This window comes from Pantoea sp. RCC30.1, assembly GCF_058148845.1.
In genome coordinates this window covers 145,508-159,032 of the sequence record NZ_JBXUHX010000009.1, presented here as the reverse complement: position 1 = coordinate 159,032, position 13,525 = coordinate 145,508, and the positions used below count along the sequence as shown (strand labels likewise).

9 protein-coding genes are annotated in these 13,525 nt (G+C 55.5%); 2 read left to right on the top strand and 7 right to left on the bottom strand.

From position 1 onward, the window contains the following. Nucleotides 1–283 precede the first annotated feature (283 nt). Nucleotides 284–1,402: a porin OmpF gene (gene ompF, locus AC2LB6_RS10645; protein ID WP_490093473.1), complete on the top strand. Its 1,119-nt coding sequence runs from the start codon at nucleotides 284–286 to the stop codon at nucleotides 1,400–1,402. 234 nt (nucleotides 1,403–1,636) lie between these two features. Further along, nucleotides 1,637–2,827 carry an amino acid aminotransferase gene (locus tag AC2LB6_RS10640; RefSeq protein WP_490093472.1) on the top strand — a complete coding sequence of 397 codons (1,191 nt, stop codon included), beginning with the start codon at nucleotides 1,637–1,639 and terminating at the stop codon, nucleotides 2,825–2,827. A gap of 40 nt (nucleotides 2,828–2,867) precedes the next feature. On the opposite strand, the gene AC2LB6_RS10635 is transcribed toward AC2LB6_RS10640, so the two are convergent. From AC2LB6_RS10635 to cmoM, 7 genes are all read right to left on the bottom strand, one after another. Next, a complete protein-coding gene (locus AC2LB6_RS10635; protein WP_490093471.1) occupies nucleotides 2,868–3,497 on the bottom strand; it encodes an MBL fold metallo-hydrolase in 630 nt (209 codons plus the stop codon). A 39-nt stretch (nucleotides 3,498–3,536) separates the two neighbouring features. Then, nucleotides 3,537–4,085 (bottom strand): peptidoglycan L,D-endopeptidase MepK, encoded by a 549-nt coding sequence (gene mepK, locus AC2LB6_RS10630; RefSeq protein WP_090962535.1) that lies wholly within the window; start codon nucleotides 4,083–4,085, stop codon nucleotides 3,537–3,539. Nucleotides 4,086–4,270: 185 nt separating this feature from the next. Further along, nucleotides 4,271–6,082: a L,D-transpeptidase gene (gene ldtD, locus AC2LB6_RS10625; RefSeq protein ID WP_490093470.1), complete on the bottom strand. Its 1,812-nt coding sequence runs from the start codon at nucleotides 6,080–6,082 to the stop codon at nucleotides 4,271–4,273. 147 nt (nucleotides 6,083–6,229) lie between these two features. Beyond that, complete coding sequence (gene mukB, locus AC2LB6_RS10620) at nucleotides 6,230–10,717, bottom strand: chromosome partition protein MukB (protein WP_490093469.1); 4,488 nt, start codon at nucleotides 10,715–10,717, stop codon at nucleotides 6,230–6,232. Further along, a complete protein-coding gene (mukE, locus tag AC2LB6_RS10615; RefSeq protein ID WP_490093468.1) occupies nucleotides 10,714–11,439 on the bottom strand; it encodes a chromosome partition protein MukE in 726 nt (241 codons plus the stop codon). The genes mukB and mukE overlap by 4 nt, the downstream gene beginning before the upstream one ends. Continuing rightward, nucleotides 11,420–12,742: a chromosome partition protein MukF gene (gene mukF / locus AC2LB6_RS10610; RefSeq protein ID WP_003849384.1), complete on the bottom strand. Its 1,323-nt coding sequence runs from the start codon at nucleotides 12,740–12,742 to the stop codon at nucleotides 11,420–11,422. The genes mukE and mukF overlap by 20 nt, the downstream gene beginning before the upstream one ends. Beyond that, nucleotides 12,739–13,524: a tRNA uridine 5-oxyacetic acid(34) methyltransferase CmoM gene (gene cmoM, locus AC2LB6_RS10605; RefSeq protein WP_490093467.1), complete on the bottom strand. Its 786-nt coding sequence runs from the start codon at nucleotides 13,522–13,524 to the stop codon at nucleotides 12,739–12,741. The genes mukF and cmoM overlap by 4 nt, the downstream gene beginning before the upstream one ends. Nucleotide 13,525 lies beyond the last annotated feature (1 nt).

Here is a 13,525-nt window from a genome sequence, read left to right as displayed (position 1 = left end):
AGAAATTCATATATATAACGAGGTCGGCACTGCCGGCCTTTTTTTATTTTTGTAAATTTTGAGTTCTCTCACAAAGTTCCGTGTTTTTTACATTTTGTAATACATATTTTCCTCCTGAAACAAGATTACGAGTTTAGTAGCATTTAAGCGCTAGAATTACGGCGGGGGGGATGGAAAGATGCGTGCAGACACAGGAAGACACCAAACTTCGTTCAGGGTTCCCGTAAAGATTTCCTGACGGCAGTGGCAGGTGTACAAATAACTCCAATGAGGGTAATGAATAATGATGAAGCGCAATATTCTTGCAGTGGTTATCCCTGCTCTGTTAGTAGCTGGCGCAGCAAACGCTGCAGAAATCTATAACAAAGACGGCAACAAACTGGACCTGTACGGTAAAGTCGATGCACGTCACCAGTTCTCTGATAACGATGGCAGCGATGGCGATGAGTCTTATGTTCGCTTCGGCTTTAAAGGCGAAACCCAGATTAATGACCAGCTGACCGGTTACGGCCAGTGGGAATACAACATTCAGGCGAACAACTCTGAAGGTTCAGACGCACAGGACGACAACAAGACCCGTCTGGGCTTTGCCGGTCTGAAATTCGGTGATGCAGGCTCAATCGACTATGGCCGTAACTACGGTCTGGTTTACGATGCAATCGGCTGGACCGATATGCTGCCAGTATTTGGTGGCGACTCAGGCAACTCAGATAACTTCCTGACTGGTCGAAGCGGCGGCGTTCTGACTTACCGCAACACCAACTTCTTCGGCCTGGTTGATGGCTGGGACTTTGCTGCTCAGTATCAGGGCAAAAACGATCGCGACGGTAACACCGATGGTGTGCGTCGTTCAAACGGTGACGGCTACGCGTTCTCAACTTCATACACCTCACCAATTGGTGTAGGTATCGTTGGTGCGTACAGCAACAGCGATCGTACTGATCTGCAGTCAGCGGGTGTTGCTGTTAATGGTAACGTAGTCGGTGAGGGCAAACGTGCTGAGAACTGGGCAACCGCGCTGAAATATGATGCGAACAACGTTTACCTGGCAGCGCTGTACGGTGAAGGCCGTAACTCTACCGTTATCGGCATCCCTGTAGCTAACACTACCAACACAGCGACTGCTTATGCCAATAAGAGCCAGACTATTGAGTTAGTTGCTCAGTACCAGTTTGACTTCGGTCTGCGTCCATCCATTGCATACGTGCAGCAGAAAGGCAAAGATATCGAAGGTATCGGCGATGCTGACCTGTACAAATATGTCGATGTTGGCGCGACTTACTACTTCAACAAAAACATGTCTACCTATGTTGATTACAAAATCAACCAGCTGGATGACAACAACCCACTGGCTCTGAACACAGACGACGTGGTTGGTGTTGGCCTGACTTACCAGTTCTGATTCCGCTTAAAACATGTTGAAAAACGGGGCCTCGGCCCCGTTTTTTTATGGCTGTTATTCCCATTAACTGCGTTTCTTCCCGCCCTGTTACCCCGCTTTAACCTCTGCAATCCTTCGTCTCGCAATCACCACCGCAAAATGTATGAATTTGTCTCGCAAACGGTTGGCATTTACCTGGCCGGGCGTTAACCTGACAGCTCTTTCCGCTAAAGTTCACGCTAATGGACCTGACACATGTTTGAATCGATCTCTGCTGCACCCGCCGATCCTATTCTTGGGCTGGCCGATCTGTTTCGTGCTGATGACCGCCCTGAAAAAATCAATCTGGGTATCGGCGTCTACAAAGACGAAACCGGCAAGACCCCGGTGCTGACCAGTGTTAAAAAAGCTGAGCAATACCTGCTGGAAAACGAAACCACTAAAAACTATCTCAGCATTGATGGTCTGGCTGATTTCGCCCGCTGCACCCAGGCCCTGCTGTTCGGCACTGAGAGCCCGCTGATCACGGCAGGCCGCGCGCGTACGGCTCAGACACCAGGTGGCACAGGCGCGCTGCGCGTAGCGGCTGATTTCCTCGCCACGAAAACTTCCGTGAAGCGGGTCTGGATCAGCAATCCTAGCTGGCCGAATCACAACAATGTATTCAATGCTGCCGGTCTTGAAGTCTGTGAATACCACTATTATGACGCGGCCAACCATACGCTCGATTTTGAAGGTATGCTGGCCTCGCTGCAGCAGGTTCAGCCTGGTGACGTGGTGCTGTTCCACGGCTGCTGCCATAACCCGACCGGTATCGACCCAACCGCCGAGCAGTGGCAACAGCTGGCGCAGCTGTCACAGGCCAATGGCTGGCTGCCGTTGTTCGACTTCGCTTATCAGGGTTTTGCCCGTGGTCTGGAGGAAGATGCAGAAGGCCTGCGTATTTTTGCCGCCTCGCATCAGGAACTGATTGTCGCCAGCTCTTATTCCAAGAACTTTGGTCTGTATAACGAGCGTGTCGGTGCAATCACCCTGGTGGCTGCTGAGGCCAGCGTGGCAGATACCGCCTTCAGCCAGGTGAAGTACACCATTCGCGCCAACTACTCCAATCCGCCAGCGCATGGTGCGGCGATCGTCGCCACCATTCTGGGCAACAATACGCTGCGTACGATCTGGGAGCAGGAGCTGTCGGACATGCGTCAGCGCATTCAGCGCATGCGTCAGCTGTTTGTGAACACCCTGGCAGAGAAAGGCGCACAGCGTGACTTCAGCTTTATTATTAAGCAGAACGGCATGTTCTCGTTTAGTGGCTTAACCAAAGACCAGGTGATTCGCCTGCGTGAAGAGTTTGGCGTCTACGCGGTGAACTCAGGTCGGGTTAACGTTGCGGGCATGACACCAGACAATATGTCGGCGCTGTGCGAAGCGATTGTCGCCGTGCTATAACGCAGACGACAAAACAAAAATGGGCCTGATGGCCCATTTTTTATTGCAGGAAAGGATTACTGACACGTTCACGCCCCAGCGTGGAAATCGGGCCGTGACCGGGCAGAAAAGTGACATCATCGCCTAGCGGCAGCAATTTCGTGCGGATAGCATCGATGAGCTGCTGATGATCGCCCTGCGGGAAGTCTGTGCGTCCCACGCCGCCATTAAAAATCACGTCGCCTGAAATTAATAACTGTCCTGGACGATCAAAGAACACCACATGTCCCGGTGAATGTCCCGGACAGTGCAGCACCTCCAGCGTGGTCAATCCTACCTGCACGCGCTCCCCCTCTTCCAGCCAGCAATCGGGGGTAAAAGGCGCGCACTCTTCAAGTCCGAACATCCGGCTTTGAGTCGGCAGAGCTTCCAGCCAGAAGGCATCACGCTTTTGCGGGCCGACAATCGGAATCTGATAGAAGTCAGCCAGTTCAACGGCAGCGCCGACGTGATCAAGGTGTCCATGCGTCAGCAGGATATGAGCGGGTTTAAGTCTGAGCTGTTCCAGCGTTTGTTTAATCAGATCGGCATCGCCGCCTGGATCAACCAGTGCGGCTTCACGAGTGGATTCGCACCAGATCACTGAACAATTCTGGGCAAACGCGGTAACAGGAATAATGTGGTATTTCATAACGCTCCATGACCGGCTCACGCAGCGTTGCCGGTGTCGTTACCAGTGCCTGATCGGCCCGGTATCAATATGTACAAAGTTACTGCGGGGATAATATCCTACACCACCCGCACGCAGAGATAACGCCGCTTTGCGTACATTGGCTAATGAAATGCCTTCGATATGAAAATCCATCGCCTGGCCTTTGGTGTGATAGCTGTGCTTTGCCACACCAGGACCGCTCTCACGGAGCATATTGTTGGTTGCCAGAGAACGGTAGCCGGAAACCAGCTGAATCGGTTTACGCATGCCCAGCAGCGCCTGCAGGCGGAAGATTTGGTCAAACAGGTGCGGATCGATGCTTTTCACTTTATTGGCACGATAGTCCCGGAAAAAGTGATTTAATCGTGACAACTCATCCTTGTCGTAACTCTTACCATTAAAAAATTCAGTTTTAAGGGTTTCACCGGTGTGAAGATTATTAAGCATCAATACACGCGGGCGAGACGTAGAAAGCGAGGCCCTTGCAGAAGCTGGCAACAGTGCCAGTCCGGCGGCGGCACTACCGCACAGCAGTAGTTTGCGACGAGAAGAATCAATAGTAGACATGTAACGATTTACCTGAGAGTGAAGCCATAGAAATGTGCAAAAAGCGCACAGGCCGAACCATAACTTTCTCTCAGAGAAGCGTCAACCCATCTGCCCATAGTTTGCGAGGCGATCCCCGCAGGGATCGCCATTTGATAAGATATTTGTTACTTACCGTCACGTCGCTAACGATTTAAAATCAATCACTAGAGCAACAATTGCTCAGCCCGACTCAAAGCCTGGCTGCCTGAACGGGCAGTGTCATCATAATTGTAAATATCTGTGCGGAACTGTGGCTTGCCATCTTCCGCCACCCACGCCGTCAGGTAATAGAGATTGACCGGGATGCGATGGCGAATCGGCACATAGCGAGTGTCACCCTCTTTCAGCGTGCTGGAGATGCGGGAGTCGTTCCAGCCCGCATCCTGCAGTAACAAACCGGCCAGTTCAGACGCTTTATTCACGCGCACACAGCCTGAGCTGAGCGCGCGGATATCACGCTGGAACAGGTTGTGGTTTGGCGTGTCATGCAGGTAGATCGCATCTGAGCTTGGCATATTAAATTTATAGCGGCCCAGCGCATTCGCCACCCCTGGAGCCTGAATCAGGCGGTAAGGGAATGATGAGGCGGTGACCATGCGCCAGTCGATCATGCTGGGATCAATCACTTCAGCGTCAGCACTCCAGCCCGACAGCAGGGTATAACCATGTTTGTAGAGATAGGTCGGGTCCTGCTTCACTTTAGGAATGATATCTTTGCGCACCAGCGTTGTTGGCACATTCCACGGCGGGTTCAGCACCACATTGTTCAGCGCGCTGCGCATCAACGGCGTTTTACGGTCAGGACGACCGACAATGACCCTGGATGAGAGGATCTTGTTGCCGTTGTTGTAGTAAATCAGCGAGTAGTTGGCGATGTTCACCATAATGCCGTTGTGCATATCATCCGGCAGCAGGCGCAGTCGCTGAATGTTCAGCGCCAGCAGCGAAGCGCGCATCTGTGGCGAGACGTTAAGCCACTGACGTGTTCTGGCACCGATAGCCCCATCGCCATCCAGTCCCTGCCACTGCTGGAAACGCTTCACCCCTGCCACCAGCGTCTCATCATAGACATTGGCGGAATTCCCTTCCAGCGTCTGACTCTGAACATTACCCGGTGATTGCAGTGATGGCGCAGACAGATCGCCGACTGGCGCGGCGGAAGGACTGACCGCAACCGGCTGGTCGCTGTGGGTCACTGGCGAGGCGGCCACCGGCACCGCATCGTCATCCGGTGCAGGCGCGTTAACCTGCGCCGTGAGCATGCCGCTGCGCTGCAAAATTTCACGCAACGCCGGAACATCGTCACTGACCTGTCCCGGACGCAGTGTTTCACTGCTTTTCAGCTGCGGCCAGGGCTGCTTATCGCTCAGCAGGGTTTTCAGCGCGGCGTGCATCGGCTGATACTGCGGGTGCTGCGGCTGCAGTGACGCAATAAAGGTCTCATCCGATCCCGCATTCACCGCGTTCTGCCACTGATTCACTACCGCCACCGATGGCTGAGTCAGCCGGTAGGGAACATTGCTGTAGAGCCAGGTTTCACCCTGAGTCGGCACATTCGAAACAAATTGCAGATAGCCCAGCATCGCATCGGACAGCGCCACATCCCTGGCAAAGCCGGTAATGGCCGGATTGGTCAGACGCTCAATCCAGCGCGTGAACTGTGGCTGGACGCCAGAAAGTGCCACCTCAGCTAGCTGCTGCTGAAACTTCTGTACCGCCTGAGCATCCTGCCAGAGCGGCTGCATATGACGGGATGCGTAGAGCGTCGCCAGCGGCCCAAGATAGAAAGGCTGATCGGCGCTGGAAAAAGCCTGTCGGATACGTTGCTGACTTTCAGATACGGAGATGGCCGCCTGCGTTGTTCCAGGCAAAGCGGCGATGACAGCGGCCTGCGGTAGCGTAAATGGAACAACGGTTAGCGCCAGCGCTAACAATGATACAACGCGATGATGATTTAATTTTTTTACCAGCAACATCCCTGCCCCCTTGTTTTTCAACTTCGCAGCGTTCCCTGTATCCGCTGCGACCGCGCCGTGACTCATAGTGTGAGTATACAAACAAAAACGGCATTTGCCTCATGCGACAAATGCCGTAACCAGATTAACGAATGGTTCAGTTTTTGACTACGTTTCCGCCTGCGATTTTTCAGCGGCTAAATCGGGCAGCGCATCCGCTTCGCTTCCCGCTCTCACCGGCGAAGGATCGGCAGCAAAACCACGCAGGCCAACCACATGAACATGCTCGGTGTTATTGAACACCTTACGCACCAGTTTATAAGTCGTGCCTTTCTCCGGACTGATATTCTCCGGCGCGGCTATCACCAGCTGCATCTCCAGTCGCTCACACAGTTCAAACAGCGTGGCGATGGAGCGGGCATCCAGACGGGCCGCTTCATCAAGGAACAGCAGTCGGCATGGCGAAATATCTTTGCCGCGCAGACGACGGGATTCCTCTTCCCAGCTCTGCACCACCATCACCAGAATGGACATACCGGTACCGATCGCTTCACCGGTTGAAAGTGCACCGCTCTCTGCGCGCAGCCAGCCATCGGAACCGCGGTTAACTTCCACTTCCATTTCCAGATAGTTGCGGTAGTCCAGCAGCTCCTCACCGATGGTCTGCGGCGTGCGCTGCCCCATGTCGATATGCGGATTAAGACGCTGATAGAGTTTCGCCAGCGCCTCCGAGAAGGTCAGGCGATTGCTGTTAAACAGATCCTGATGCTGCTCGTGCTCTTCCGACAGCGTATCCAGCAGCATGGCATGCGTTTCACGCACGTTCACGTTGAGCCGCACGCTGCGCACCTGGCCAAAGCTGACGGTCTGCAGGCCCTGGTTGAGCTGGCGGATACGGTTCTGTTCGCGCTGGATAGTTTTACGGATGATGTTCGCTGCACTGCGCGAACTGATCGCCAGCATCTGCTCACGCGCCGTCAGCTCTTCGGTCAGACGGTTCAGTTCGATTTCCATCTGCTCAATCGCTTCGACCGGATCGTCGGTACGAATAATATCCTGACGAATACGCTCGCGTAGATGCTGATAGACCGCAATAAAGAACTGAATTTTACGTTCCGGACGTTTTGGATCTTCCGACAACCGCAGCACGTCGCGCAGATGTTCGTTGTCCGCCACCGCCAGACGCAGCGCGCCCAGCGCTTTATCCGACATAGAACGCAGTTCGTCGCCGCTCAGATAGGCCAGTTCACGACGATGCAGACGACGCTCAACGCCATTCTCTTTCACCAGGCGCAGGACGGTACACCAGCCCGCTTTGGCGCTGACCACCTGCTCACGCACCTGATGATAGTTACGCTCCAGTTGACGCAGTCGCTTCTGCAGGTTATCCATCTCCGCTTCGCAGAAGGTGAGCTGTTTCTCCAGCTGATTGCGGCGTGCGCGGTTGTGGCTCAGTGCAGTGTAAAGCTCGTCACGGCGAACACGTGCGCGCGCTTCTGCGCTGCTGTCAGCCTGGACACCAATGTCCTGCATCTCCTGCTGCAGCTCTTTCAGCATGTCGCGCTTGGCGTCATAGGCACTTTTCAGCGAAGCCAGCACCTGTGAGTATTGCGTCAGCTGCGCCTGATGTTCACGCAGGCGATCACGGCTGCGGCTGCGTTCACCTTCAGCCTGCTCAAGACGCTGACGCAGCTTATCGCTGAGGTCGTTGTTACCGTTGAGCATGCTGGCCGAGTCGTCATAACTGAAGTGGGCGCGACGCTGCACCACTTCTGTCAGGGCAAAGGCCTGCTGACGCGCATTACGCTGCTGCTGCTGCGCCTGCTGATAATCCGCCTGAAGCTGCTCGTGCTGTTCCGGATCGCTCTGCAATACAGCGATGATCGGTTCCAGTTTCGCCAGCTTAGTGCCATGCTGATGCAGGAAGCGCGCCGCTTCCTGTGCCGCATCAACCTGCTCACGGATCTCTTCGCAGCGATCGCCCAGCGTATCGTCCAGCAGCAGGTTAACGCGTGGCAGCAGTCGGTTTAGCTGTGACACGCCCTCTTTCGCCAACTCATACTGCTGACGCTGCTGCTGGTTATTGCTTTCATGCTGATTAAGCGCCCGCTCCAGTTCACCCCGGCGCGCGCCCAGCTGACGGATCTGGGCTTCCGGGTCGGCGTCAAAGGCCACGGCCAGATGACTGCCGATAAAGCGGCTGAATGACTGATGCAGACGCTGAGTTTTCTGCACGTCGAACGACAGCGTGGCGTAACGTTCGGCCAGCTTGTCGCGCTCAAGGTGCAGTTGCTCCAGCTGATTCTCACGTGCTGCGCGACCAAACAGCGGGATTTTCGGGAAGCGGGAGTAGCGCCACTGACGCTCAGCGACCTTCACTACCACCGCATTCTGCAGCTCATCCACGCCGAAGACGCTGTCATCGAAAGACTGCGGATCACCCTCGATCAGGTAGAGATCTTCCGGACAATCTTCCAGTCCATCCAGCAACTCACGAACGCGGGAGAGATCCGGCACCACGATGGCATGACGTGACGGACCATAGAGCGCCGAGAAGTACGGCGCATCATCCAGCGTCACATCATCATAAATTTCAGAGAGTAATACGCCGCCAAAACGTTCCGCCAGCTGGGTCAGGCGCGCATCTTCCGCACCGCCTGGCTGGCTGAGACGTTCAATCTGCCGCTCGATATCACGTTTTTGAGCGGCCACTTCGTCGCGCTCGACGGTGGTTTCACGCTCACGCTCCAGCAGCTGCTGCATATATTCGGTGACGTCCTGGCTGCTGTTCAGCGCCTGGCCGGTCTGTTCGCTGAGCTGCGTCAGGATCTCCTGCGCTGCCAGCCAGTGTGGCGCACGAGCGGTCAGGCTGGTGATGCGTTCGCGCAGCTGTTCCAGCTCCTGACGCATCATCATGCGCTGCTCACCGGCGTCCGAGACGCTGCTGTTCAGCTGTTCAATTTGTGCTTCAAGCTCCTGCTGCAGGCCAGCCAGCGCATCCGCTTCGTAATGCTGTCCCTGACGCTTGCAGAACTCGGCCAGCAGACGCTCCGCCTCATGCTGCTCGCGCAGACGCTGTTCCAGCTCATTCAGACGCAGACGCAGTGACGAGAGCTGGTCGGCGTGATGACGCTGATTGCTGGCATCACGCAGCAATTCGCGACCGGTTTGCCAGGCATCCTGACGGGTCACGTCACCGGCAATGCTGGTCACCAGCGCCAGCGCCTGTTCGAACTGACTGTGTGCCGCTTTCGCCACGCTCAGCTTCTGCTCCAGACGCAGCAGGCGTTCTGTCGCCTCTTCTTCTTTCGCCTGGAAACTTTCCTGCCATTCGGCGGCATTGTCGATGCTCAGATCGGGCAGCTGACAGAGCGTGCGTGCGCGTTCCAGCGCCTGCAATGCCTGCTGATACTGGATCGCGCGGGTTTGCTGCACGTCGAGTGCCTGCTGGAAATCGGCCAGCTGACTTTTCAGCTCATCCACTTCCAGCTCAGCCGCTTCGGCCCGCGCTTCATTCTCTTCCTGAATTTCACGCGCTTCGGCGACCACTTCGGTCTGCTCTTCCAGACGCAGCGTCAGATCTTCGATATCCGCGTCGTAGCGCTCAATCTTCTCCTGCTGACGCATCGCCGTCTGCACCAGGTTCAGGTGATCGCTGGCGGCCTGATAATCAACTTCGAGATCGTTCTCTGCGCCACTGTGTTCAGCCAGTTCGCGCGCCATCTCCACATGACGATACTGCTCGGTGGCGAGCTGCTTACGGCTGCTGAACAGCTCACTGCGCAGCTGTAAGGCACTGTCGAGATGCCCCCGACGCTCGTTGGCGTGGCGCATATAGTCAGCCGAAACGTAGCTGGTCGCCTCGGAGATCAGGTGCTTAAAGAGGTCGCGGTCAGACTGGGTAACGCGGATCGCCTCCAGCGTCATGCGGTTCTCGCGCAGCGCGGCTTCCATGTCCTGGAATGCTTTGCGCACGCCACTGTTTTCAGGCAACAGGTAATCACGCAGCGATCGGGTGATAGCGCTCGATATACCGCCATACAGCGAGGCTTCAATCAGACGGTAAAACTTGCTGCGATCGCTGGCAGAGCGCAGACGACGCGGCACCACGCCCAGATCAAACAACATGGCGTGATAATCGGTCACCGAGTTATAGGCGCGGAACTGCACGCCTTCCTGGGCCTCAACCCGCTCTTTAACCTCATTCAGCGGCAGGACGCGTGCCTGACGGCTGTTAAGCACTTCCGTCAGCATATCGGTCGGGTTGGTGTCGGTGGGCAGGCCATGGATACTGAAAGGCTTGATATCGACCTTTTTATCGCGTCCGGCGACCTGTTGCAGACGCACACCGACCACCACACGCTGATGACGTGAGTTCACCACATCCAGCATGGAGTAGCAGACGCCAGCCCGCAGTTTACCGTGCAGACCTTTGTCACGTGATCCCGACGTCGCGCCCGCTTCGGTGGTGTTACGGAAGTGCAGCAGCGTTAAATCGGGAATCAGCGCGGTGACAAATGCCGCCATGGTGGTGGACTTACCCGCACCGTTACCGCCTGACAGCGTGGTCACTAATTCATCGAGATCAAAGGTACGGGCAAAAAAGCCGTTCCAGTTGATCAGCGTAAGCGAACGAAATTTTCCGCGCTCAATCATGCCTGTTCTTCCTCTGCGTTCTCACTCGCGTCGCCTTCCAGCCCTTCACCTTCATCTGTGTCGACCGGGGCTGTCGCGTTTTCCAGTAGCATGGCTTCGCCATCACGAATCAGGCGAAGCTGCGCTTCACGGGCATCATCACCGCTGCGCACGTCGGCACCAAAGCGGAACACCGACTCCGTAATGCGGAATTTGCTGCTGTCGTTGCCGAAAAACCACACCATGCCAAGACGGCGCAGGCGGCTCAGGGAGGCGCGCACTTTCTCCTGCAGTTTGGTGCGATCCAGATCCGAACCGGTTGAACGCTGGTTAACCAGCTTCAGCAGACGGTTCTCATCGGCCAGCGAGAGCAGCTCGTCATACAGCTCCTGCTGGGTGAAGATCCCTTCATTGGCCAGACGTTCCGGGCTGAGATAGAGATAACAGAGGATCTTTCCGACCATCATGTCCAGCTCAGAGAGCACGGAACGTGGGATCAGCGTGGTTGAACGTGGACGCAGATAGAAAAAGCCTTCCGGCGCACGAATTAACTCAACGTTATAGCGGCTGTAGAACTCTTCGAGAAATGACTGGTAGTCCATCAGAAAAGCGTGATTATCCAGCTCTTCGATACCGATATGGCGTCCGGCGCGTAAATGGCTGTCCAGCGCGGGAAAAATCGGGTTGGCCAGTGCCTGTGCCAGCTTAACCGGCATCACTTGTTCAATATTTGTCGATGACATGTGCCTGCACCTTGGCTCCGTAATCATTGATGGCTTGCCATTCCACAGGCAAACCGGCTAAATCAGCTTCCGCTACGCCAAGGCGCACCGCCTGATCCACCACAATGCGCGCCAGATCGAAATGGCGTGCGCGGGGATACTGGGCCAGGTAGTCGCGCATCACTGACGCGAGGTTGAGCGGTTTTTGTTGCGATTTGTAGACCTGCAGCGCTTCTTCAATCATCGCTGCCAGCTGTTCGCGAATTTCGTTGATCTCTTCGTATTCCATCTCCGGCGGCAGTTCGCCCATCACTTCGTCATTCCGCAGCGTCAGCGCTTCATCACGCATGTCGTACAGACGGTCGGCGTTGGCGTAGGTCAGCGCCCAGGGCGCGTCGAAGTAATTCTGTACCGAAACCCGCAGGCGCTGCGCAAAGACGCGGTTTTTATCCATGTCGATGGCGGTACGAATGAATTTATGGACGTGGCGGTCATAGCCGATCCACAGGTCGATCGCCTGCTGGCCCCAGCTGGTAATACGGTCGAGTTTGCTTTGCAGATCAAACACCAGCTTATCGACGAAGCCCAGGTCCGGGCTGTCCAGCGTGGCATCCTGAATGCGCAGCAGGTTTTCCTGAAGCTTGTCGCCCGCGGCTTCCAGCGTATCCTGCAGTTCACGTAGCGTCCCGGAGGTTTCGGAGAGCAGCATTTCACAGCTGGAGATGGCCGCGCGCCAGTCTTTGTTCAGCAGTTCGGCGATATCGTTTTTAACCGCCTGCTGCTGTTCATCCATCAGACGCTGGGTCATATCGATGCTGTCGAAGATCTCCGCCACCGAATATTTCAGCGGCGCGAAAACATTGCGATGCCAGTGGAACTCATCGCCGTTTTCCTGCGCGGCATCGGCTGCCCGCTTCAGTTCATTGGCCACAATCGACAACTGCATCGACAGGCGCAGCGTCGAAAACTCACGCTGACGGATGTAATAGTCGGTGATGCCAATCGCCAGCGGCGTCAGGCGATAGATGGCGTTGCCTTCAGTAAGTTCGCTGGTAAAGCGATTAAGCAGGCGCTGTCGCACCATATCGTTGATGGCGTTGTTGGCGCGAACCAACACGGTTTCATGGGTTTGTTCGAAAGCTTTACTGACGTGACGGAATGCATCAATCAGATCGCCTTCGCTCATTTCGCCATCCATCCGCTCACCGTTAAGGGTGGCGATAGCCAGCAAAAAGGCCAGACGTTCCACTGGCAGCGCAAGGGAAAAGTCATTTTTGCGCGCCCAGGAGACCAGTTCAGGTACCGTCTGGGAAAATTCACTCATAATTCGTCCTTCTGCCCGGGTTTACGCGCGGTCACGTGGATGTAACGCCCTAAGCTCAAAAAGGGTTCCTGACGGCAGTAACGCCGCTCCATCTCAATAATTTCGTCGTCGCTTTTCGGCTCGCCCTTAGGCGGCTTCATGTAGTCACTGAACACCCGGATCCCGGCCCGCTGCTCAATCACAAAACCACACTCTTCCAGCCAGCGATAAACCTGCTCGGGATCGCGCGGATAGTCAGGCGACAGCGTTCGCTTTTTGCGTTTGGTCAGGTTGGTGCGCAGATAGCCGAAGTTACCCAGCGTTAAGGTGCGCAATGTCAGGCCGTGCAGATTGTAAAACATCAGCGACATGACGCCTCCCGGACGCAGCAGATCGAACAGCGCTTTCAGCACTTTCTCCGGTTCAGCGACCCACTCAAGCACAGCGTGGAACAATACCAGATCCACCGGTTTATCCAAATGTTCGCCCACCTGCTGAGCGCTAATTTGTCTGAATTGCATGTTGTTGCTCACACCCTGCGCTGCCGCATTCTCCTCTGCGCGGCGCAGCATCTCACCAGAGAGATCGCACAGCAGAACCTGATGGCCCTGTGCAGCAAGCCCGCTGGAGACCTGGCCAACACCGCCGCCAGCGTCCAGCACCGACAACGGGTGTGACGACAGTCCGGGCAGTATCTTCTCCAGCTCATCCCAGAGGATGGCCTGGCGTATCTTCCCTTTGGTAGTGCCGTAAATATTTTGCGAAAATTTATCCGCGAGATCGTCAAAGTTACGATCCTGCATG

Coding starts and splice junctions, on each gene's coding strand:
- mukF (WP_003849384.1), bottom strand. CDS start 12,742: ATGAGTGAATTTTCCCAGACGGTACCTGAACTGGTCTCCTGGGCGCGC.
- mepK (WP_090962535.1), bottom strand. CDS start 4,085: ATGTCTACTATTGATTCTTCTCGTCGCAAACTACTGCTGTGCGGTAGT.
- mukE (WP_490093468.1), bottom strand. CDS start 11,439: ATGTCATCGACAAATATTGAACAAGTGATGCCGGTTAAGCTGGCACAG.
- cmoM (WP_490093467.1), bottom strand. CDS start 13,524: ATGCAGGATCGTAACTTTGACGATCTCGCGGATAAATTTTCGCAAAAT.
- AC2LB6_RS10635 (WP_490093471.1), bottom strand. CDS start 3,497: ATGAAATACCACATTATTCCTGTTACCGCGTTTGCCCAGAATTGTTCA.
- ldtD (WP_490093470.1), bottom strand. CDS start 6,082: ATGTTGCTGGTAAAAAAATTAAATCATCATCGCGTTGTATCATTGTTA.
- AC2LB6_RS10640 (WP_490093472.1), top strand. CDS start 1,637: ATGTTTGAATCGATCTCTGCTGCACCCGCCGATCCTATTCTTGGGCTG.
- mukB (WP_490093469.1), bottom strand. CDS start 10,717: ATGATTGAGCGCGGAAAATTTCGTTCGCTTACGCTGATCAACTGGAAC.
- ompF (WP_490093473.1), top strand. CDS start 284: ATGATGAAGCGCAATATTCTTGCAGTGGTTATCCCTGCTCTGTTAGTA.